Annotated in this window: 21 protein-coding genes; 5 read left to right on the top strand and 16 right to left on the bottom strand. The window is 38.2% G+C overall.

Going from position 1 to position 22,446, the window contains the following annotated elements; translation table 11 throughout:
- The first annotated feature begins 16 nt into the window (after positions 1 to 16).
- Both FHY47_RS13940 and FHY47_RS13935 read left to right on the top strand, forming a co-directional pair.
- Entirely contained in the window at positions 17 to 532 is a 516-nt protein-coding gene (locus tag FHY47_RS13940; RefSeq protein ID WP_066101354.1) for a 2'-5' RNA ligase family protein, read from the top strand.
- Between the two features lie 5 nt (positions 533 to 537).
- Positions 538 to 963, top strand: coding sequence for a GNAT family N-acetyltransferase (locus FHY47_RS13935; RefSeq protein ID WP_066101357.1), 426 nt, complete (start codon positions 538 to 540; stop codon positions 961 to 963).
- 110 nt (positions 964 to 1,073) lie between these two features.
- Here the strand turns inward: FHY47_RS13935 and FHY47_RS13930 are convergent, their stop codons facing one another.
- Positions 1,074 to 1,361, bottom strand: a complete 288-nt coding sequence (locus FHY47_RS13930; protein ID WP_066101360.1) for a hypothetical protein — start codon at positions 1,359 to 1,361, stop codon at positions 1,074 to 1,076.
- Positions 1,362 to 1,517: 156 nt separating this feature from the next.
- On the opposite strand from FHY47_RS13930, the gene FHY47_RS13925 reads away from it, so the two are divergent.
- Complete coding sequence (locus tag FHY47_RS13925) at positions 1,518 to 3,830, top strand: UvrD-helicase domain-containing protein (RefSeq protein ID WP_148630894.1); 2,313 nt, start codon at positions 1,518 to 1,520, stop codon at positions 3,828 to 3,830.
- Between the two features lie 68 nt (positions 3,831 to 3,898).
- Here FHY47_RS13925 and spoVIF read toward each other — a convergent pair whose 3' ends face one another.
- Together spoVIF and FHY47_RS13915 are read right to left on the bottom strand one after the other, a co-directional pair.
- Positions 3,899 to 4,156, bottom strand: a complete 258-nt coding sequence (gene spoVIF / locus FHY47_RS13920) for a sporulation-specific transcription regulator SpoVIF (protein WP_066101365.1) — start codon at positions 4,154 to 4,156, stop codon at positions 3,899 to 3,901.
- A gap of 188 nt (positions 4,157 to 4,344) precedes the next feature.
- Entirely contained in the window at positions 4,345 to 4,485 is a 141-nt protein-coding gene (locus tag FHY47_RS13915; protein WP_148630917.1) for a YjcZ family sporulation protein, read from the bottom strand.
- A gap of 170 nt (positions 4,486 to 4,655) precedes the next feature.
- On the opposite strand from FHY47_RS13915, the gene FHY47_RS13910 reads away from it, so the two are divergent.
- Complete coding sequence (locus FHY47_RS13910) at positions 4,656 to 5,342, top strand: GNAT family N-acetyltransferase (protein ID WP_148630892.1); 687 nt, start codon at positions 4,656 to 4,658, stop codon at positions 5,340 to 5,342.
- Between the two features lie 486 nt (positions 5,343 to 5,828).
- On the opposite strand, the gene FHY47_RS13905 is transcribed toward FHY47_RS13910, so the two are convergent.
- From FHY47_RS13905 to mgtE, 13 genes are all read right to left on the bottom strand, one after another.
- Entirely contained in the window at positions 5,829 to 9,581 is a 3,753-nt protein-coding gene (locus FHY47_RS13905) for an AAA domain-containing protein (protein ID WP_148630890.1), read from the bottom strand.
- A 306-nt stretch (positions 9,582 to 9,887) separates the two neighbouring features.
- A complete protein-coding gene (gene spoVAE / locus FHY47_RS13900; protein ID WP_066101378.1) occupies positions 9,888 to 10,244 on the bottom strand; it encodes a stage V sporulation protein AE in 357 nt (118 codons plus the stop codon).
- 22 nt (positions 10,245 to 10,266) lie between these two features.
- Entirely contained in the window at positions 10,267 to 11,283 is a 1,017-nt protein-coding gene (gene spoVAD / locus FHY47_RS13895) for a stage V sporulation protein AD (RefSeq protein ID WP_066101379.1), read from the bottom strand.
- 1 nt (position 11,284) lies between these two features.
- A complete protein-coding gene (gene spoVAC / locus FHY47_RS13890) occupies positions 11,285 to 11,764 on the bottom strand; it encodes a stage V sporulation protein AC (RefSeq protein ID WP_066101382.1) in 480 nt (159 codons plus the stop codon).
- 12 nt (positions 11,765 to 11,776) lie between these two features.
- Complete coding sequence (locus FHY47_RS13885; protein ID WP_139891419.1) at positions 11,777 to 12,247, bottom strand: sporulation protein; 471 nt, start codon at positions 12,245 to 12,247, stop codon at positions 11,777 to 11,779.
- Positions 12,248 to 12,611: 364 nt separating this feature from the next.
- Positions 12,612 to 13,190 carry a hypothetical protein gene (locus FHY47_RS13880; RefSeq protein WP_139891420.1) on the bottom strand — a complete coding sequence of 193 codons (579 nt, stop codon included), beginning with the start codon at positions 13,188 to 13,190 and terminating at the stop codon, positions 12,612 to 12,614.
- A 192-nt stretch (positions 13,191 to 13,382) separates the two neighbouring features.
- A complete protein-coding gene (nikC, locus tag FHY47_RS13875; RefSeq protein WP_066102359.1) occupies positions 13,383 to 14,240 on the bottom strand; it encodes a nickel transporter permease in 858 nt (285 codons plus the stop codon).
- 57 nt (positions 14,241 to 14,297) lie between these two features.
- A complete protein-coding gene (locus FHY47_RS13870; RefSeq protein ID WP_066101395.1) occupies positions 14,298 to 15,305 on the bottom strand; it encodes an ABC transporter permease in 1,008 nt (335 codons plus the stop codon).
- Between the two features lie 75 nt (positions 15,306 to 15,380).
- Complete coding sequence (locus FHY47_RS13865) at positions 15,381 to 16,979, bottom strand: ABC transporter substrate-binding protein (RefSeq protein ID WP_066101398.1); 1,599 nt, start codon at positions 16,977 to 16,979, stop codon at positions 15,381 to 15,383.
- Positions 16,980 to 16,992: 13 nt separating this feature from the next.
- Positions 16,993 to 17,988, bottom strand: coding sequence for an ABC transporter ATP-binding protein (locus tag FHY47_RS13860; protein ID WP_139891422.1), 996 nt, complete (start codon positions 17,986 to 17,988; stop codon positions 16,993 to 16,995).
- Positions 17,966 to 18,985: an ABC transporter ATP-binding protein gene (locus FHY47_RS13855; RefSeq protein WP_373925457.1), complete on the bottom strand. Its 1,020-nt coding sequence runs from the start codon at positions 18,983 to 18,985 to the stop codon at positions 17,966 to 17,968. Before FHY47_RS13855 ends, FHY47_RS13860 begins: the two co-directional genes overlap by 23 nt.
- 287 nt (positions 18,986 to 19,272) lie before the next feature.
- Positions 19,273 to 20,052, bottom strand: a complete 780-nt coding sequence (gene fabI, locus FHY47_RS13850) for an enoyl-ACP reductase FabI (RefSeq protein WP_066101403.1) — start codon at positions 20,050 to 20,052, stop codon at positions 19,273 to 19,275.
- A gap of 108 nt (positions 20,053 to 20,160) precedes the next feature.
- The gene (mgtE, locus tag FHY47_RS13845; protein ID WP_066101407.1) at positions 20,161 to 21,522 is read right to left on the bottom strand and encodes a magnesium transporter; all 1,362 of its coding nucleotides are present in this window, start codon (positions 21,520 to 21,522) and stop codon (positions 20,161 to 20,163) included.
- A 132-nt stretch (positions 21,523 to 21,654) separates the two neighbouring features.
- Between mgtE and prpE the strand changes: the two genes are divergently transcribed.
- Positions 21,655 to 22,401 carry a bis(5'-nucleosyl)-tetraphosphatase PrpE gene (prpE, locus tag FHY47_RS13840; protein WP_148630915.1) on the top strand — a complete coding sequence of 249 codons (747 nt, stop codon included), beginning with the start codon at positions 21,655 to 21,657 and terminating at the stop codon, positions 22,399 to 22,401.
- Positions 22,402 to 22,446 lie beyond the last annotated feature (45 nt).

Genomic DNA, 22,446 nt, shown 5'->3' with positions numbered 1-22,446 from the left:
GTCAGGGGGTTCTTACATGAATTTTGGAATTGCTATTTTCCCTTCAAAAAATTTGCAAGACATTGTAAACTCATATAGAAAGCGTTATGACTCACATTACTCTCGTATATCTCCTCATGTCACATTAAAATCTGAATTCACAGCCACAGATGAGCAAATCAAGGAAATTTCAGCTAAACTCGAGGAGATTGCAAACCAACACCAGCCTTTTACATTAAAGGTCTTAAAAGTTAGCACCTTCCAACCAGTCAATAATGTGATTTATTTAAAAATTGACCCTACTGCCGAATTAAGTGCACTTCACGAAGATTTCCATAATGATATTCTGGGCAAAGATAAAAAATACAAATTTGTTCCGCATATTACTATTGGTCAAGATTTATCTGACAAGGAACATAACGATATTCTCGGACAACTGCGTCTCATGAAATTCGAACACGAAGAAGTAGTTGATCACTTCCATTTACTCTATCAAACTGAAAATGGGGCATGGAAAGTATATGAAACATACCAATTAAGAAAGGACAACTGATCACGATGAACATCAAGATTGTATCAGAAAAAGAAGAATTGGATCAGGTATTTTCGGTACGTACTAAAGTTTTTGTAGATGAACAAAATGTACCTGAAGAAGAAGAAATTGATCATTTAGAAGAGGAATCTACACATTTTCTCGTAATAGATGAGGAAAGTAATCCAATAGGTGCCGGACGCTTCAGGGTGGTTGATAGCTATGGAAAAGTCGAAAGGATTTGTATCTTACCAGATTTCCGCTCAAAAGGGGTGGGCAAAGATTTAATGAATGCCATAGAACAATATGCCCTATCTAAACAAATTGAGATCCTTAAATTAAACGCTCAAAACCAGGCGATCCCTTTTTATGAAAAACTCGGTTACTCAGTTATATCCGATGAATTTTTAGATGCCGGCATCCCTCATCACACTATGAAGAAACATATTTAAGACTGCAGCCGACTGCAGTCTTAAGTGTTTATACTCATAAACATTAAAGGAAAGCAGCGTATTAAAATACGCTGCTTTCCATATGTATAGAGTGATTTTAAATGTATGGTTTAAATACTTTCATTAATAAATTGACCGACCCCAGTCATTTCAGTAGCGGTTTTTTTGACTATTTCTGTCGGCACATAATTTTTGTAAATGCGATTAGATGAACCTCTAAAATCGTCTGAATTGATTTCCCTGTCAAATGAATCCCGTTCTTCATTCTTGCGATGGAATCTGATTGGCTGTACAGGCTGAAAGCACGAGATCATATTTTTAGTCAGCTTCTCCGCTGCAATCGTTCTGTTCGTGTACTGTATGTATTCGTATTGCGTGATTGGACTTATGTACCCCATTCCTTTTCCACCTCACTTTTTTATCCTTTTTTTTACTTTTATTACCCGCTTTTTAAGGGAATAAAACTACTATCCTCTTTTGTAATATATGATTCGATTTGATAAGATGATATTTGTCTGTCGTTTTTAAAATTTTTTATATAAATGAGGAATATGATGAAAACAGCTAATTGGAAAAACGAATCTATCTCTTTACTCACATGGCCCAAGGAGGCATTTGCTCGTATTCATGAAGCTGGAAAAAATGGTGAACTTCAATGTAATCATTGTGGTCAACCTGTTTATATGTATCTTGGAATCCATGAAGAACCATATTTTATTCATCGTGATTCTTCACGTCCTCCTTGTGTGGACAAAACTGAGAAAACGAATCCGGCAGTGAATGAAGCTTCAGTGGAATACGGAGGATTTCGCTTACCGCAATCCAGGTCCATTACCAATTGCTCTGATGAAACTATCTGGCAAGGACCAAAGTCCATTACAAGTCTGCCATCCTATAATGAAAAACATCTGCCTGGGGTGAATAGCAATCATCCATTCATTGACATTCTGAGTGCCCACGGCTGGTTATTGGACGATCAACAAGCAAATGCTGTCGTAACTGATGCAAGACATTTACTCGTTCTTGCAGGAGCAGGCAGTGGAAAAACCCGTGTTTTGACTGCTCGGACAGCCTTTTTACTATTAGAAAAACAAACGGATCCTAAATCGGTGATGCTCGTTACGTTTACATCTAAAGCAGCTGCTGAGATGAAAAGCAGGCTACAGCAAATGCCCGGTGTAACTCCCTTTATGCTGCAGCATGTATTTACCGGTACCTTCCATTCCATTTTTTATCGAATTCTTTTACAACATGAACCTCAAAAATGGCATTCAAGTAAATTGATAAAATTTGATGGGGAGAAAGAATATGTCCTAAAAATAGCAGCTTCAGAATTAGGAATCGATGAACGGGAATTTGCATTTGATCAAGCCTTACAGCAAATCAGCAGATGGAAAAACGATTTATTATCTCCTCAGGATATTCATCCTGCTGACGATTGGGAAGTCAATTGCCGGGAGCTTTATAAAAAATACGAATCATATAAAGAAATAAATAATAAATTCGATTTTGATGATATGCAAACAGGCTGTTATCAACTTTTAAAAGAGAATGAACAGATTCTTAATTTTTATCGAAACCGGTTCAAACACTTTCTAATCGATGAGTTTCAAGATATTAATAAGGTACAATATGAGATTGTTAGACTGCTTGCTTCAAATGCAGAATCTGCATGTTTTGTAGGCGACGATGATCAGGCCATTTATTCATTCCGTGGCAGTGATTCTGCCTTTTTACAAAACCTGAAGCTTGACTACGATTATCTCGAAACCATAATCTTGTCAGCTAATTACCGTTCTGGGCATAAAATCATTCAAACAGCCAACAAGATTGTTTCTCAAAATAAAACAAGAACACCAAAAAAAATGGTGGCTACACATGATCAATCACCTTCTCCGGTTTTATTTTATCCATTTGATGAAGAATCTGAGGCAATCATGATTATGACCGACATAACCGAAAAAATAAGGCATGGAGCAAACCCAGAGGATTTTGCGATTCTTTATCGTACCAATACAATGAGCCGTGCTATTTTTGAAAAGCTTGCATCTTCAAGTCTTCCATTTCGGGTGGATTCTGACTATGATTCCTTTTATACAAGAAAGACTGTGCGCAGTATTTTGGCCTTTATGAAAGCAAGTATAAATCCAGATGATCCGGGAATGCTACAGGATTTATTACCGCCGCTATATTTGAAAAAGTCGGCAGTCCAGGATGCTAAAGCTCTATCCATCCTGAATGATTGCACTTTGCTCGAGGCACTTCGATTCCTCAATAATTTAAAACCGTTCCAAATGCGAGCAATAGATAAAGCTGTCTCTGTCATCCATTCACTTAAGGATTTGTCTCCATCAACTGCTATCGAGATGATAGAAAAAGAACTCGGTTTTGGGGCCTACCTCAAAAAGCGGGGGAATGAAGGCAATAAAATGGACAAAGGGTCGGACGATATCAAGGATGTGAAAATTGCTGCAAGACGCTTTGATACAGTGCTGGAATTTATTCTTCATGCGGATCATATGACAGCCATGTCAAAAGAGATTAAATCAATGTCTAAAAAAACAATAAATGCTATTCAGCTGAGCACCATCCATCGTTCAAAAGGACTTGAATATAAATATGTTTATATTCTTGGCTGCGTAGACGGAAACATGCCTCATGATTATGCTCTGGAATCTTGGCGTGACGGTGACAGGAAACCTATGGAGGAAGAAAGACGGTTATTATATGTAGCGGTAACACGCGCATGCTCGGGATTATATATTTCCATACCGGAAAATAGACGTTCAAAACGGGCAAGATCTTCCCGTTTCTTAACGATTTTAAAAGGGGAGCCCTCTTACAAAGAAGAACTGATTACCAAATAACCGAGTAATACAGATCGGCAGTTTGAGTCAAATCAAATGTTCTTCATATGTAAAGGTGGCTCCTTTACTCATTTTTTATTATTCATCATATTGGCAATTGTATTAAAATCTAATGATTTCCCATCCTTAATGATTGATTGTACCAACTGGTCCTCTACATCCTTCGGTACAGGCTTGTTTGCAATTTGCGAAACCCTCTTAATGACGTTGCGGACTGTTTTTTCATCTTTAAAATTTGCATTTTGTAAGGAATTAGCCAGCTCCATTACATCTTTCATATTTACGCCTGTTTTCTTTTCCATATTTTTAAAGAATCCATTATCCATAATTCAGCCTCCTTATCGTTACTGCTATCATATGAAAGAAAATAGGAAAGGTGAGACTCATTTCTCCATGCAAAAAAGGGATTCAGTATAGACTGAAATCCCTTTCTTTCATTTACTAATTGTAAATACTTAATTAACAGTAGGGCATAGAAGAGGTTTTAGGTCTCTTCTATGCATTTCAATTATTATTAGCAGAAGCTAGCGCCAACAATAATTAACAAGATAAATAGTACAACGATTAGTACGAAAGTAGAACCGTAGCCACCGCCGTATCCATAGCCGCCACCGCAGCTGCTTCCGCCGCCGCCGTATCCATAACAACCAAACATGTAAGTCACCTCGCTTTCGCTTAGTACACTCATAACATATGTTAAAAGTGTTTCCTCGGTTTGGGCTAATCTCCATATAAGAATACCCAAATATTAAAATCGGCAATAATACCTTGAATTACTGTAAATATATCTTTTACACTAAAAGAAAACAGTAAGGAGTCATACACATGGCTATAGAGTGGAAAGAAGTAACAGAATTAGAGGATGAACTATTAAGGAAAGCATTATCTTTATATCATGATTGTTTTCCTGAATACGTGCGTGAAGATGAATGCGTATTTTACGAGTCCATCAGACAACGTGAGAAAAACACACCAAATAATTTCCATTTTTTAGTTGGAATCGTAGACGATAAAGTAATCTGTTTCTCAACTGCCCATTATTTAGCTCAAGTAAATAGCGGTTATATTGTTTATATAGCAGCCGATCCGAAAGAACGCGGGAAAGGCTTAGGGAAACAAACACTTTTAAAAATGGAGAAACTACTTAAAGAAGATGCCGTACATGCTGGGTACCCATCCTTAAAGGGAATCTTCCTCGAAACTGAAAGAGAAATTGATGCGCAAAACGAAGAAGAATACAAAGAAACCATAAATCGCCTTCAATTCTTTAACCATCTTGGCTTTTCACCTATAAAAGGATACCAGTATGTCCAACCACCACTATATACTGGACAAACTCCGGTGCCTTTATATCTCGCATTTAAAAAGTTAACTCGCGGAGAAGATATTAATTATGATCAAGTTGTTACAGCAATCTATCATGAAAAATATCATAAAATGAATAAAATTTCCTTAGCTGTACTTGATGAATGCATAACGTCTCAGAGGAATATTTCGGAAACCATCCAATAGCGGAAACCAAAAAAAAGTTTCTTTGGGGGCACAGGTCCCTGAAAGGTGGTCGGTAGGTGTTTGATAGTAGAACTTTCCACTGGACTTCACCCACCTTTACCCCGGTATGTCCCGGGCATAGGTGCCTCATAGGTCGGTTATAGCTGCTTTTCCCAGGACTTCACCTACCTTTCACCCGCCTATCCCCCGGTATAGCCCGGGCATAGGTGCCTCATAGGTGGGGTATAGCTGCTTTTCCCAGGACTTCACCTACCTTTCACCCACCTATCCCCCGGTATAGCCCGGGCATAGGTGCCTCATAGGTGGTGGGGCATAGCTGCTTTCTCCTGGACTTCACACACCTATCGCACACCTTTGGAGCACCTTTGGCGCATACACAAATACCCCGGCTATCGCCGGGGTATTGCTATTCAATATTTAACTCATTAATGCCAGCCTTTTCATCTGTTATCAATGATTCGCAGCAAAATAAGCAACCTGGATTAATCAGATTGCATTAACTTTCTTTTTTAATTCTTCGTTTCTTAATAGTTCTTTCACCTTTTGATCCATTCTTTCGATTTCTTGAGCAGGGGTTTTCCACCAGTTTCTACTCCAGATTCTTTCGATTGTCCATCCTCGGCTTTCAAGGAATCTTTGACGATAGATATCCCGTTCTTTTGCATTGGCCGAGCTATGGTACATCGCTCCATCACATTCAATCCCTAAAATATATTTGGAAGAATCATTAGGATGGACGATGGCCATATCGATTCTGTACCCGGACATTCCTACTTGTGTGTGGACTTCATACCCTAAATTTCTTAATTGAGTATAGACCTGTTCTTCAAAGGGGGAATCAAAATGCAGTGCCAGTTCTTGTACATGTGTATTTACATTATCATTAATTTCCTGGACAACCGACTGTATTTCCTCCCTGTTAGTACGTGAAACAGCTCTTACATATTTTAAATATGATTTAAGAAGCTTTGGTCCAATTTGTGCTGTGCCCGCAACATTCAGTTCTTCCGGCTCGATACTAGATACTACAATAATACGTTCCTTGGCTCTTGATACGGCTACATTCAATCTATTTTCTCCACCATATTGGTTAAGCATTCCGAAGCGATTATAGACCTTTCCTTCTTCATTTTTAGCATATCCTATGGAGAAAATAATGATATCTCGTTCATCACCCTGAACATTTTCAATATTTTTTACAAATACTCTTTCATCCAGTTCTTTTGCCATCACTTGATTATAAGCAACATTGAATTCTTGATCGCTTGCAGCTGAATTTTCAATGATATCCAGTATTTTTGTTTGCTGTTTGGCATTAAAAGTTATAATACCAACAGTTTTATCGGGCTGCTTAATCAATGTTTCTTTTAATAGTCTATAGACCTCAAGTGCTTCTACTTCGTTTGATTGATTGATCCATCTGCCATTCACTTTTTTCCATTGGATAGCTGGAGGATCTTTTAAAGGCTCGACATTGGGAGCAATCTGAACATGTCCATTATAAAAAGCATGATTAGAAAAGTTAATGAGTTCCTCAAATTTCGAACGATAGTGCCACTGAAGAATTTTTTCTGGGAACCTTCTTTTCGCTAGATTTAATAAACTTTGCGATTCATCAACATCATATTCTTCTTCATCATCTTCATTTACAAAAGATGACTGGAACATATTAAATGGCGGCAATTGCTTTTCGTCTCCAGCGACAATTAATTGTTTTGCTCTAAAAACTGCTGGTAGACCGCTCTCCACTGTACATTGAGAAGCTTCATCGAAAATCACCAAATCAAATAAATCATCATTTAACGGGAAAATCGAAGAAACTATTTCGGGTGATGCCAACCAAACCGGCATTAAATCCACAAGACCCTTCTCAGCAAATTCATTCACCAATTTGCGCAGTGGCCAAATCATCCTCTTTTTCCCTGCCTGATGTTTAAGATCTCTCATTTCCCTCGGGTAAGCTTTCTTAAGCTCCTCGACTGATTGTGTCAATTGATGAATTAAATATTGGTTAGCAACTTCTCTTTTTCGGTCAACCAGTTGACTAAACTTTTCCCGTATCCTTGAAAATTCGCTCGTTGAAATCTTCTTAACTTCAGGATATTTATTTTCCGTTTCATCAATCCAATGAATATATGCCGAGTTTTTAAATAACTGGACCCAGTACTCCGGTAGAGCTTGTTCAGAAGCAGGACTTTTCACGCTGAGTTCTTGAATGATTTTCTTCGTGACCTCTGAACACTCTTCCCAATATGAATCCATTTGCTGTAAGTCCTCAAAATCTTGATGAATATACTCTAATAATTGATCTAATTCCTGTAATGGAATATCTCCATCCGCAATTCTGCTTTGATAATTTTCGATCATTTTCTCATCGAAATATTTTTTTAGCTGGTTGATTTCATTAGACATTTTCTTTGTTTCTTTACCTAATTGATTCATGATTATAAGGGCTTGCTTAATTTTGACCCAGTCCGCAGAACTTGTTCCTTTAAATTTTCCGCCCTCTAATAACTCCTCGATAATTGCTTTACCTGAAAAAGAGGTCCACCACCATATTCTCAAGCCTTGTAGTGTCTTTTTACCAGTACCCTCTAAATCAGGATAGATACTATCTAACTTGCCACCTACTAGCCATGTATACGCAGGTGTAATTTTTTTGTAATCCAAGGAATCCAAATAATCAGAGGCGTTCTTCGCTTTCACAATTAAATCATTTAGAAGTTCTACTAGGTTAAGCTTATCTTTAATGGAAAATTGAGCGAATGATTTACGCTTTTTCAATTCGTAAGACTCGCTGCCGAATCGCTCGTACCATTCAGCATAACTGTAGATTTTTCCGCCAATCTCATCTAGTACATCTTTATTTAACTCACTTAACACAGGTTTTAAATTTAGCATTTTGTCCATATGATCTAATGGTGTTGCTTTTCCGTATAAATCATATAAACGATACCCAAAATCCTGGTACTCATAAAGCCCTTTAGCAATATCATTTAACAGCTTTTCATGAGTAAACAAGCTATTTGATGTGGATTTTAAATCTTCAAGTGACCGATCAAATAATACTTTATTAGTCTCAAGAACAGCACTAATTTTATTATAAAGCGGCTTTCGATCTGTTTTTTCATCATGCACCAAAGCTATATGATTGGATAATCTCAGCCCGTCTAAGCGTTGGTATACTACATCTAGAGCAGCCCTTTTCTGACAAACTACTAATATTTTCTTTCCCTGACTAAGTGCGTCTGTAATTAAATTAACTATAACCTGGGATTTTCCTGTTCCTGGCGGTCCGTGAACAACAATCCCTTTCTTATATCTCGCTTCTTTTAATATTTCCTCCTGTGACCCATCCGTAACAAGCAAATTCATTATATCCGGTTCTTCATTAGTCTGATTATCTTCATTGTTTATATCTTCTGCTGACTCAAACTCTTGTGGTTCTATCAATTCACTGACTAACGATGATAGATTAGATTCTTCTGAAAGGTCTATCAAGGCATCAAAGTCTTTAACTAGTGAAGAACCCCCTTGTGGAAAGTTCCCGATAATCGCATTTTCCAATAGTACAATTCCAGTGGATTCAGGAATTTCATCCCTCTTATATTCTTTTAACTTTGTGAGTCCTTCATTAGAAAATGAAAGATTAATATCATGCGCTTGGAAGAAAGTATCCCATTTTTCCCTCTCATAAGACTTAGCGATTTCTGCAGCCTCTTCGAAAAATTCTTCGGTAAACTGGACACTATTTAATTTCTTAAACGCCAAAAATAAAGTTCGATTGATTTGCGGACCACCTTCTTCCACACGAATGATCCATCTCTGTGTATTTACCTTACTTTTTTCTAAACGAAGTGGATATAAGAATAGGGGAGCCTGAAAAAAAGTCCCATCAGAGAGGCTTCCTGATATAAAGGGGTAGCCTAAATAAAAGTCGTGAATACCTGTTTCTTCTTCAATTCCTTTTATATTTCGCAATAAATCTGTGAGTTTTTTCGAAATGACCATTGAATCTTCATTCTCTATTGTTGGCTTAAGTAACGTAATTTCACCTTTAGACTGCATGACGATTTTCTTTACAATAGCTTCACTGATTTTTTCATTATTGTTTGATAACTTATCTAGTTCAGTTAAATCGAAACTCCATTTATTGTAGATTTTCAATAATCGAATAGAGCGATTACGACGACTAATATCATTCAATTTATCTCTCATATGAATTAGTTTTTCTTTCACCGTTTTACCTTCTTTCCAGATAAAAAATTCTACACCTCAAAAAGGAAGAGCATGCGCCCTCCCCATAACTTATTGTTTTAATACAGAATATATTCAACGGAATTGGAGTGTTAGATCTTCTAAACAGGTATCAATTATCGGCTTTTTCAATTTTATAATACCATGAAAATGGAATTTTTCTTCCAAGTTACACAAATTACCAATCATACATTCCACATGCTGTTACTAGCCCTCTCCAGCCCTCTTACAACCGCTTTTGCATCCATCCATTTAAATTTTAGAATACAATTAATGGGTTCTCTTTCATTAACCTTTTGGTTTAAAAATCAAGGCTGCGATAAATCCAAAGACTATCGCTGCCGTTATGCCTGATGATGTAATTTTAAACATTCCGGTTAACACGCCAACGATGCCATGCTTCTCTGCTTCCTCTAAAGCACCGTTTACAAGCGAATTCCCAAAGCTTACTATCGGAATAGATGCCCCAGCACCTGCAAAATCCAATAATGGTTCATACCATCCAAAACCACCCAATATAGCGCCAATGACAACAAATGTCGAAAGAGTATGGGCAGGCGTTAATTTTGCTACATCAAATAGAAGCTGTCCAATCACACAAATAATGCCTCCTACAACAAAGGCCCAAAAAAACATTGCCAGCATATATGCTCCTCACCTTTCAACGCTATAGTCTTTCAATAGCAACTGCGTGTGCTATACATGGAATGGACTCCCCTTGCTGGAAGGTCAGCGGAGAAAGAAGCGCTCCGGTTGCTGCCAGTAAGATGCGTTTATATGTACCCTTTCTCATTTCATTAAGTAAATGGCCATATAGAACAGTCGCGGAGCATCCTGCACCGCTTCCACCTGATCTTACTGGTTGATCGTCTTTATAAATCATTAAACCGCAATCCCTAAATTTTTCTTTATTTAGCTTTAAGCCCTTCTGCTCCAGTAAGTCAATCGCAGTGTCATGACCAATTTTCCCAAGGTCACCTGTAACAACAAGGTCATAATAGTCCTCGTCAAGGTTTAAATCCCTGAAGTGATGATAAATCGTATCTGCTGCAGCAGGTGCCATCGCGCCTCCCATATTAAATGGATCCTTCAATCCCATATCAACAACTTTACCGATGGTTGCACTGGTTACAACGAGCTTACTTTCAGATGAGTTATCATTCTTCTCCACCAAGGCAACTCCCGCCCCCGTTACGGTCCATTGGGCAGTTGGCGGTTTTTGACCGCCATATTCTGTTGGATACCTGAATTGCTTTTCTACGGTTGTATTATGGCTTGAGGCACCAGTCAATATCTTGTTGGCACCGTCATAATTAATAATAAAGGATGCCAGTGCAAGGCCTTCCATAGATGTTGAGCATGCACCAAACAGCCCAAAATATGGGATGGCCAATGTCCGGGCTGCAAAGCTAGTAGGTGTGATTTGGTTAATTAAATCTCCCGCAAAGAAAAATTGAATATCACGAGTTTGCAATTTCTTTTTATCCAAAGCTTTTTGAACCGCTTCCTCAATTAATACACGGTTCGCTTTCTCATATGTTTTCTGATTTAGCCAAAGATCATCATGAATAATATCAAAATCATCAGCCAAACGGCCATTGCCTTCAAAAGGACCGACAGCTACGCCTGTAGAGGAAATGACAGGATGATTATGCAGCACCCAGGTTTGTTTACCAGTTAGCATATTAACCTCCTATAACCATTAGATAGATTTGCTTTACTAATGCAACGACAAATGCTGAAAAAACACCATATAGGATTACAGTTCCAGCCAATTTAAATATATTTCCTCCTACCCCAAGCACAAATCCTTCTGTTCTATGCTCAATCGCTGCTGAAATGACGGAATTACCAAATCCCGTAACTGGAACAGCACTTCCCGCTCCAGCAAATTGGCCAATTCGATCGTAAACCCCAAAGCCTGTTAATAACATAGCTAAAAATATCATCGTTGCTACAGTTGGGTTACTGGCTGTTTGCTCAGTAAAATTAAAATAAAATATATACATATACGTAATAACTTGTCCTAGTAGACAAAATAGCCCACCTACAAAAAATGCCTTAATACAATTCTTTACAACAGGACGTTTTGCTTCATATTTTTGTTCCAGCTCTTTATATTTTTGTTGTTCAGGGGTTAGTTTTTCATTCTTTTTATTTGCCATATGTACACCTGCCTATGCCATATCCTTCTGTAGTTTCATTATTTTATCAAACCATTTTCCAGCTTTTTTCTTGGAGTAACCTTTATCCTTCACATTCACGATTAACTCGACTGTTTCAAGAAATATTTTCATATCACTTGATACAGTAAAATCAAAGGATTTAAAGTTTTTCTTTAACTCCTTATCTAATTTACTTTCGATACTTTTCATTCGAAAGCGTTGCATATGTTTAACCTTGTACGCAACCAAAATATCTTTATCCTTTTGGACAACAGCCACATCGTAGATTTCTTTATGGGAAGCTACTTTCTCTTTTATTTTCTCTAATGGTGCCTTTGAATGATCACCAAGATAAACGGGATCTTGATCCACGGATTGAATAAGTGACATCTTGGCTTCTTTACTGCTTGAGTCACCGGAACATCCGCTTACTATTGTGAAAAACATAGCTATAATTAAAAATACAGAAATCCTTTTATTCATAGCACCATCACCCCCTCATTACAAATTGAAATTATTATCCTGTATTGTTTGTTAAACACGGCATTTTATCCAATTTATTTGGAATAACATTAGATGTAGCTTAATTGCTGCATAACAACCTAAAATAAAAAAAACTGCTGACTAAACAGCAGGTTATGGTTGTAAACGACCTTTTTTATTATTTTTTGTACATCCACAGTTTTTTTTCTTTTGCTTGGAAGGCGTTCTCTTGATTTGGCTTGCTTTTTGTTTTGGTATCTTCATAAAAGGGGTCCTCCTTCCCTGATTAGGACTCATACAGTATAAGTATGTAGGAAGGTTTGGTTTGTCTAATACAGATAACCAGATCCGATACAGAAGTATTTTAAAAACGAACTATTTTTATTTCTTTTATTTGCTGCAATGTATATTTAATCCATTTCTTCCCAAACGCAACTTTAATATAGACATAATCCCCCTTTACTTTTTCAATCGTTCCCCTCAGCCGCTTCCCATCTTCCACTATAAAATCGCAGACCGGGCTCGACATGAGCGACGGCATTTTGGAGAGATAGGTGACTAATTCCTCCTTCGTCATATCCTCTATACGTTTACGCTTTGTTTTTCCATTCGCTTCACTTACATCCAATAAATCAGGCTCCCGTTCTTTCAGCAAATCAGTATATTGTTTCTTTTCTATCTCAAAGCTTAATAATGGGGGCTGCTGCTGCAAACTATCATCACTATTTCCCTCTTCAAGTCCTTCACGCGAATTATCTTTATCAGCAATATGTTGTTCCCATTCCTGTTGCTGATTAATTTTATGCATCAATTCTTTAGTCGCAGCATTTGTAAAAAAGTCATCTATTTCCACTATTTCTTCTTCACGCAATCGTCTCATTATTTGCTCCTTATCAAGCCAAGCATTTGCTGGCAGTGCACTATTAATCTCATTATGGCTCATATAGTTACCTCCTTAGCTTCTATCTGCTATATATATGTGCAAAAGACTGTAGATATATCTGAGCTCCCCTCTTTGCTGAAAGCGTTAATTATGGTTTATCATGACATTGCCTGCCCATAGCCAATTTTTCACAAAAAAAACCGCTCTCTAACAATTGCAGAGGAGCGGTTCATACTATTTTTATTTTCTTATTTAACGCTGTTTCATTTTTGGATCAAGGGCATCTCTCAGTCCATCACCCAATAAATTAAATCCTAGGACAGTTAACATGATAGCCAATCCTGGGAAAAAGAGCGTTCCGGGAGCCTGTACTAAAAAACCCTTCGAATCCGCCAGCATTTTTCCCCATTCAGGTGTCGGTGCCTGTGCTCCCAAACCGAGGAATCCAAGCGCCGCTGCTTCTATAATTGCTGTTGCAATTGCCAATGTTGCCTGAACAATAATTGGTGTCATACTGTTTGGAAGGATATGACGAAAGAGAATTCTTGAATCCTTCATACCAATTGCGTTGGCTGCCATAATATATTCCTCTTGTTTAACACTCAGTACTCTAGACCTTATGAGGCGGCCAAAATTCGGAATATTTATAATGGCGATTGCAATCAGGGCATTTTGCAGAGATGGCCCTAAAATAGAAATAATCGCGATTGCCAATAAGATACTTGGAAAGGCAAGAAGGATGTCAAAAAAACGTGAAATAATTGTATCAATCCATCCGCCATAATATCCAGCTACAAGCCCCATTATTGAACCTACTATAACAGAACCCAGTACAGAGAAAAATCCAACGGATAAGGATATACGCGCACCATATAATATTCGTGAAAGAATATCCCTCCCAAAGTCATCTGTTCCAAACCAATGTTCAGCAGATGGCGGTTTTAAACGGTCTGTCAAACTAACCTCCTTATATCCATAAGGAGCAATAATCGGAGCTAATAATGCCAATAATATAAAGAATAAGACGATACCAAGGCCCACCATTGCCAAACGATTACGTTTAAAGGCAGCCCATGATTCCCCCCATGGAGAAACCACTTTTTCATCCATTACCAATGGTGTCTCTTCTGTATTTCGTACTAATTCCCCCAATGTCTACACCACCCTTTATTTGGAGTATTTAATTCGTGGATCGACCAATGCATAAAGGAGGTCGACAACTAAGTTAATGAATACAAAAGCAGCCGCAATCAGTAAAATACCAGATTGAATAACCGGATAGTCACGATAGCCGATTGCTTCATATAAATAACGCCCTATGCCCGGCCAAGCAAAAATAGTTTCTGTCAGAATAGCCCCTCCAAGAAGTAATCCTGTTTGCAGCCCTATGACAGTTAAAACCGGAATAAATGCATTTTTCAAAGAGTGCTTGTACACCACCCAAAACATACTGACACCTTTTGCACGTGCTGTACGAATAAAATCTGATTTCATAACTTCAAGCATAGTCGATCTTGTCATCCTAGCAATAATGGCCATTGGAATAGTTGCTAAAGCGATACTTGGCATAATCAAATGCTTAACCGCCACAAAAAATTGATCGAAATCACCTTGCAGCAACGTATCCACCAAATACAAATTAGTTATCGCATTGATTGGATCTCTGATATCTTCACGTCCCGTTGTCGGTAACCAACCCAGCTGAAGGGAAAAAGCCCATTGCTCCATTAACCCCAGCCAAAAAATAGGCATGGATACTCCAATTAAGGCTAAGATCATAGCTAAATAATCAAACCAGGAATTTGAAAACCACGCACTGATGATGCCGGCGTTTACACCAATAACGATGGCAATAATCATCGCAACTAGCGTTAATTCTAGCGTAGCAGCAATATATGGCCATATCTCACTAGTAATCTCTGCATTGGTTCTAATGGATGTACCCAAATCACCGGTAAACAAATTCTTAATATAATCTATGTATTGAACATACCAGGCTTTGTCCAATCCAAGCTCTTGAGTTAAAACTGCAATGGACTCTTTTGTTGCCCTTTGCCCTAAAATAACCTGTGCCGGATCTCCAGGAATGGCTCTGACAATGGCAAATACAATCAGCGTCATTCCAAACAGAACCGGTATAACAGACAGAATCCTTTTCATTGTATAAGAAAACATCTGTATGCACCTCCATAATAAACAGGCGCCCCTATATGAATCATCCATGTAAAGGCGCCCTTACTTAACACAGTTTTACTTGAATTCTACATTCTTTAAAATATCTGATCCGGTCGGATGCGGTACAAGTCCTGTTAAATCAGCTGATGCTGCCAACAAAGGCGTTGAGTGAACGAGCGGAATCCACGGTGCATCTTCATGGATAATTTCTTGAGCCTGTTTATATAGCTCATTCCGTTTGTCTTGATCAACAATTGTTTGCGCTTCAATTAAAATGTCGTGGAGCTTATCATTCGCGTAATAGGAATAGTTGTTAGATCCGATTGAATCTTTATCAAGCAATGTATAGATAAAGTTATCTGGGTCTCCATTATCACCTGTCCAGCCCAGCATATAGGCCGGGAACTCGCCAGCTGCTGCCTTTTCAAGGTATGTAGCCCATTCTACAGTTTGAATTTCTGCCTTAACTCCAATTTTTTCAAAATTTGCCTGAATCGCTTCTGCAATTTTCTTTCCTTCTGGTATATATGGACGCGGAACTGGCATAGCCCAAAGATCCATTTTAAATCCATCCGGATAACCAGCTTCTTTTAATAATTCTTTTGCTTTATCTAAATCAAATTCATAATCCTGAATTTCATCGTTATAGCCTTCCACTGAATCCGGCAGAGGATTTTTCGCTGGTTTTGCCATTCCTAAATAGAAAGCATCAATGATAGCTTGCTTATCAACGGCATGGCTTAAAGCCTGACGGACTTTTGGATTATCAAATGGTTTTTTCGTTACATTAAAGCCAAGATACCCAACGTTCATGGAAGGACGTTCAATAGCCTGTAAATTTGCATCTCCTTTAATTGTTTCAAGGTCTGATGGGTTTACACCGTCCATCACATCAATCTCACCAATCTTTAATGAATTCAAACGTGCCGAGTTATCAGGAATCGTACGGAAAATAATTGTTTTTAATTTTGGCTCTCCGTCTACATAATAATCTTCATTCTTTTCAATAACGATTTTGTCATTTGCTTTTTCTTTAAATTTATACGGACCGGTACCAACTGGATTTTCCCGGAACTTATCACCATCTTTTTCAACTGCAGTAGGGCTGGCAATTCCAAAACAGCTCATTGCAATATTTTTAAGGAAGGTCGCCTGAGGTCTTTTCAAAGTAAATTGAACAGTCGATTCATCAACCGCTTTTACTTCCTTAATGACATGCCCTTCATCTTTTTTATAGCCGCCAAACATGCTGTAATATGGATACTGATCAGCATCGCCATTCATCCATCTGTTAAAGTTGAATACTACTGCTTCTGCGTTAAAATCAGTACCATCATGAAACTTAACGCCTTTTTTCAATGTAAATGTATATGAAAGACCATCATCAGAAGCCTCCCATTTTTCAGCCAATCCAGGTTGCAGCGTCGTATCCTGTTTACCGTAAGTTAGCAGTGTATCAAAAATATTAATCGTGACTTTAAATGACTCTCCTTCGGTTGTCGTGATTGGATCTAACGAAGTGGAATCACCGCCACGCCCAAAAACAAGTGTATCCTTTGTATTTCCTTTCTCTTCACTGCCTCCACCTTCAGTCTCCTTGTCGCCAGAATTACATGCTGCCAGTACAACGCTTAGCATTAGAATACTGACCATAGCCAATAAAAGCTTTTTCATATGAAACCCCCTCTTATATTTGTTTATTATCATTGCTGTCATGTTCACCATGGAGATGACATGCAGCATAATGATCCCCTTTTATTTCTTGGTATACTGGATTAATAGTCTTACAAACTTCCATTGCATGCTGACATCTAGTATGGAATGCACAACCACTCGGTGGATTGGATGCGCTTGGGATGTCTCCAGTTAAGATGATGGATTCACGTTTAATATCAGGGTCTGGTATTGGTACTGAAGATAATAAAGCTTGTGTGTACGGGTGAAGAGGGTGTTCGTATAACTCTTCGCTGCCCGACAATTCTACCATTCTCCCCAAATACATGACTCCAACGCGATCACTAATATGCCTGACAACCCCCAGATCATGTGCTATAAAAATATAAGTAAGTCCAAATTCTTTTTGGATATCCTTTAACAGGTTTAGTACCTGGGCCTGTATGGATACATCAAGCGCAGAAACAGGCTCATCTGCAATAATTAATTTAGGTTTTGTCATTAGGGCTCGGGCAATACCGATCCGCTGACGCTGACCGCCACTGAATTGATGGGGATAACGTTTTAAATGATAGGAACTGAGTCCCACAACATCTATCATTTCTGCTACCCTATTTGCCCGCTCCTTCTTATTGCCAATGCCATGAACAATTAAAGGTTCTTCTAATATTTGCTGGACGGAATGCCTCGGATTTAATGACGCATAAGGATCCTGAAAAACCATTTGAATATCACGTCGCACTTGTCTAAGCTGCTTTTTTGACATAGACATGATTTCCTTATCTTCGAAGACAATACTTCCTTCTGTTGGGTCAATCAATCTCATTAATAATCTGCCGGTTGTTGACTTTCCACAGCCACTTTCCCCAACAATCCCAAGAGTTTCCCCTTTTTTCACATGAAAGGATATATCATTGACGGCTTTTACTTCACCAATCTTCCTGCTCAAAACTCCTCCATTAATAGGGAAAAATTTCTTCAGGCCTTCAACTTTTAATAGCTCCGTCATGATGGATGCCTCCTTCCTGTCCCTGATATAATAGGCACCTTACCCATTGATATTGGGGAGACACCTTTTGTAATTCCGGAGTCATTGTGGCACAGGCAGGCATGGCATATTCACAACGCGGAGCAAATACACAGCCATTTTGAATCATTCCTGGTTTCGGAACATTACCTGGAATGGAATATAATTTACTATCTTTCTGCCGGATGTCGGGTACAGATTTCAGTAATCCTTTTGTGTATGGATGTTTAGGATTTTTAAATATATCCCTGACCGTTCCTTTCTCAACAATTTTTCCTGCGTACATAACAAGAACGCGATCGCATATTTCAGCCACCACTCCAAGATCATGAGTAATGAGAATGATTGATGTTTCAGTTTGATTATTTAAATCTTTCATCAGCTTAAGAATTTGGGCTTGAATGGTAACATCAAGTGCCGTAGTCGGTTCATCTGCAATCAATATGTTTGGTTTGCAAACCATGGCCATCGCAATCATAACCCTCTGTCTCATACCGCCTGATAACTCATGTGGATAATTTTTCATTAAATCAGCAGCCCGAGGCAGCCCTACCTGCTTTAACATTTCCATACATTCAGTACGCGCCTTAACTTTATTACTGTTTCTATGCAGCCTGTATGCTTCAATCATTTGTTGGCCGATTGTAAACAAAGGATTAAGAGAAGTCATCGGTTCCTGAAAGATCATAGATATCCGATCCCCGCGAATTTTCCTCATTTTTGATTCGGATTTTTTTAATAAATTGTCTCCCTCAAAATTAATGACTGCCTGGGGATCAACAATAGCCGGCGGTTGTGGAAGCAGTCCCATAATGGATAAAGAGGTCAAACTCTTCCCACTTCCTGATTCACCAACAATACCAAGAATTTCTCCTTTATGAAGTTGGAAATCGATATTCTCAACTGCAGGAACCAATTTTCCATCATCCATAAAAGAAACGGTTAAATGGTTTACATCTAAAACCACAGTGTCATCCAAGCCATTCCCTCCTGCGTAATATTATTATGTAATTTATTAAAATATTTAAAATATTATGATTTATTATGTCACAGCTTTTCCCAATTGACTATCATTTTATTAGAAATTTATAACATTTTTATTGTATAGGAGAATAATATTGGATCTTAACACAATAATGAAGGGGGAACAGTTCCACTTTATTTAGGTGATTGATTGACTGATTTACACAGTAACACTTTTCATAAAAAAACTCTCTATTTCAAAAGCGGTTATCAAAGCCACCTTGCAATAGAGAGTCATTTTATTTATAAGCTTAAGATGTGATACCCTGAATCCACATGGATATTTTCCCCCGTAATTCCCCGGGACAATGGACTGAACAGGAATAGGGCTGTGTCTCCCACTTCCTCCTGGGTTACTTGTCTGCGCAAAGGTGCACGCTCTTCAAATACTTTTCGAATTTCATTAAAATCGCCGACTCCTTTGGCCGACAAGGTTCTGATTGCTCCTGCTGAAATAGAATTTACTCTTACGCCGTTAGGCCCAAGATCATTAGCCAAATATTTCACACTTGCTTCAAGTGAGGCCTTGGCCACACCCATGACATTATAGTTTTGGACTACTCGTTCACCGCCAAGATAAGTAAGAGTAACGATACTAGCCCCTTCATTCAGGATTTCTTTTGCTGCTTTTGCAACAGCTGTTAATGAATAAGAGCTAATATTTTGGGCCAATAGGAACCCGTCCCTCGTCGTGTTCATATACTCACCTTTAAGCTCTTCCTTATTGGCAAAAGCAATACAGTGCGCAATCCCGTCTATCTTTCCATATTTTTCTCTAATCGTAGCAAAACATCCTTCGATTTCATCATCTTTTGTAACATCACATGGCAGGACGAAGGTCTCTTCTCCACCCTCTAAGCTGTTTACAAGGTCATAAACACTCTTTTCCATTCGTTCCCCTGCATATGTAAAAATTAATCTAGCACCAGCCTGGTAAAGTGAATTAGCTATACCCCAAGCTATACTTCTTTTATTTGCCACACCCATTACAACAATGGTTTTCCCATCCATACTTAAGTTCATAGGAAGGATTCCTCCTTAAATAATTAACACAAGTTATTAGTACCTACTACTAATTTAAACTAAGTAAAGAAGAATCGCAACCATTTTCTGTTTTTTCAGCTAAATATATCATGTGAGATAACCCATAAAGAGAGTAGCCATTCCAAAGTAAATAAGAATACTTATTAAGTCATTAATGGTCGTAATAAATGGTCCTGAGGCTACAGCAGGATCAATATTCATCTTATGCATCAATAAAGGCACAAGGCTACCCGCTAATGTGGCGACAATTAATGTTACCAGTATGGAAATACCAACGAGGGCAGCAAGAATTAGTTCACCTTTCCAAACATAAACGATAATGGTAACCACGATTCCACATGATATTCCGGTTATAAGTCCTGTTCCCGCTTCACGCCAAAGGAGCTTTAGCTTGTTTTCATCCTCAATTTGCCCTGTAGCAATTCCTCTCACTATAACAGCCAAGCTTTGTGTACCTGTATTCCCAGCCATCCCTGCAATTAAGGGGATGAACACCGCCAGAATTGCCTTTTTCGATAAAGTTTCTTCAAATTGACCGATTAAATTAGCGGTAATCATGCCTAGAAATAATAATATAATCAACCACGGGAGTCTTTTACGGGCAGATGAAAAAGGACTTTTATCTATGTATTCCATATCGGATACCCCTGCTAATTTGGAATAATCATCGGAAGCTATTTCATACATAACATCAATCATATCGTCAAATGTTATAATGCCGACCAGATGATGCTGAAAATCAACAACCGGCATCGCAACGAAATCATAGTCTCTCATTTTTCGAGCTATTTCTTCCTGATCATCGCTTACTTTCACCGAATAGACCTGTTTGTTCATTAATTCAAAGACCATTGTATCATCATCTGCCACAATCAAATCACGCAGGGATAGTACCCCTGTTAATTTTTGCTTTTCATCCATAACATAAATATAATAAATTAATTCAGCATCCTGTGCTTCCTTCCTCACTAGTTTCATGGCAGATCCTACTGTTTGATTCTCTGCAATGCTTATAAATTCAGTCGTCATGATACTTCCTGCAGTTGATTCCTCATAGTGAAGCAAATGCATGATATTTTGCGATTGTTCTTCATCCATTAAAGACAAATAACTGATTATTTGTTCCTTATCCAAATTACTGAGCAAATCAACAGCATCATCCGGATGCATTTCAGCTAAAATAGAGGCGGCATATCGAGGATCCATTTCTGCTAAAATTCTCTCTACAATCTCTTCTTCATATTCATAAGCAAGATTCCCTATTAGCTCTGCCATTTCATCCGGTGAGAGAAAGTGATGAACAGTTGCCCGTTCTTTTTCTTCTAAATTCGCATAAAACTTTGCCTGATCATAGGGGTGAATATCTAAAAATATAATCCGAAACTGTTGGAGGTTCTCTTCTTTTAATAAACGCAGTAAATCTCTTTGCTTGCTTTCCTGAATTTCCATTTTAGAGGTCACCATACCTTTTTTTATGTCGTTTAAGGCGTATCTATCATACCCTTTACAATTTCCTAAATAGATATAATTGAAACCCTTTAAAAAAGGGTAATATAGAGGTAATAGAAGGAAGTGATGCAAATGATCTATGATTGTATAGGCGATGTACATGGTTGTTATGGGGAATGTATCGAATTATTCCACAAACTGGGTTATCAATTTAATGAGGATAATATTCCTGTCCATCCAAACGGAAATACCCCTGCCTTTATAGGCGATATTACTGATCGAGGACCTAATTCTATAGAGATGATTAACCTTGTATGGTCATTAACCATACAACGGAAAACTGCCTTATATATACCGGGTAATCATTGCAATAAACTATATCGTTATTTCCTAGGCAATAAAGTAAAGGCTGTACATGGCTTAGAGACAACGATTGCTGAACTTGAGGCTTTATCTAAACCAGTAAGAAAGAAGGTGCGCGACCATTTTATGCAATTATACGAGTCAGCTCCTCTTTATCTTGTCTTAGATCAAGGTAAGCTTGTCCTTGCACATGCCGGTATCAAAAAAGAATTTATAGGAGCAACACATAAGGGTGTTAAAACATTTGTTTTATATGGGGATATAACCGGAAAAACACTGCCGGATGGAAGACCAGAACGAAGGGACTGGGCACTTCGACATCCAGGTGATCCGATTATTGTCTATGGGCATACGCCTGTCCGCGAACCAAGAATTAAAAATAATACGTACAATATCGATACAGGAGCTGTATTTGGAGGAAAATTAACTGCTTTGCGTTACCCAGATATGGCCCTTTTCTCAGTAACCTCCTCTCAACAGCTTGTTCCAGAAAAATTTCATACTTATGACAATTAATTCTAGTAATTAAAGGTGTCTGATTGTCCTATTATGCGACATTCA

It is taken from the genome of Bacillus sp. E214, assembly GCF_008087365.1.
GTDB lineage: Bacteria > Bacillota > Bacilli > Bacillales > Pradoshiaceae > Pradoshia.
This window is presented reverse-complemented; position numbering and strand designations above follow the sequence as displayed.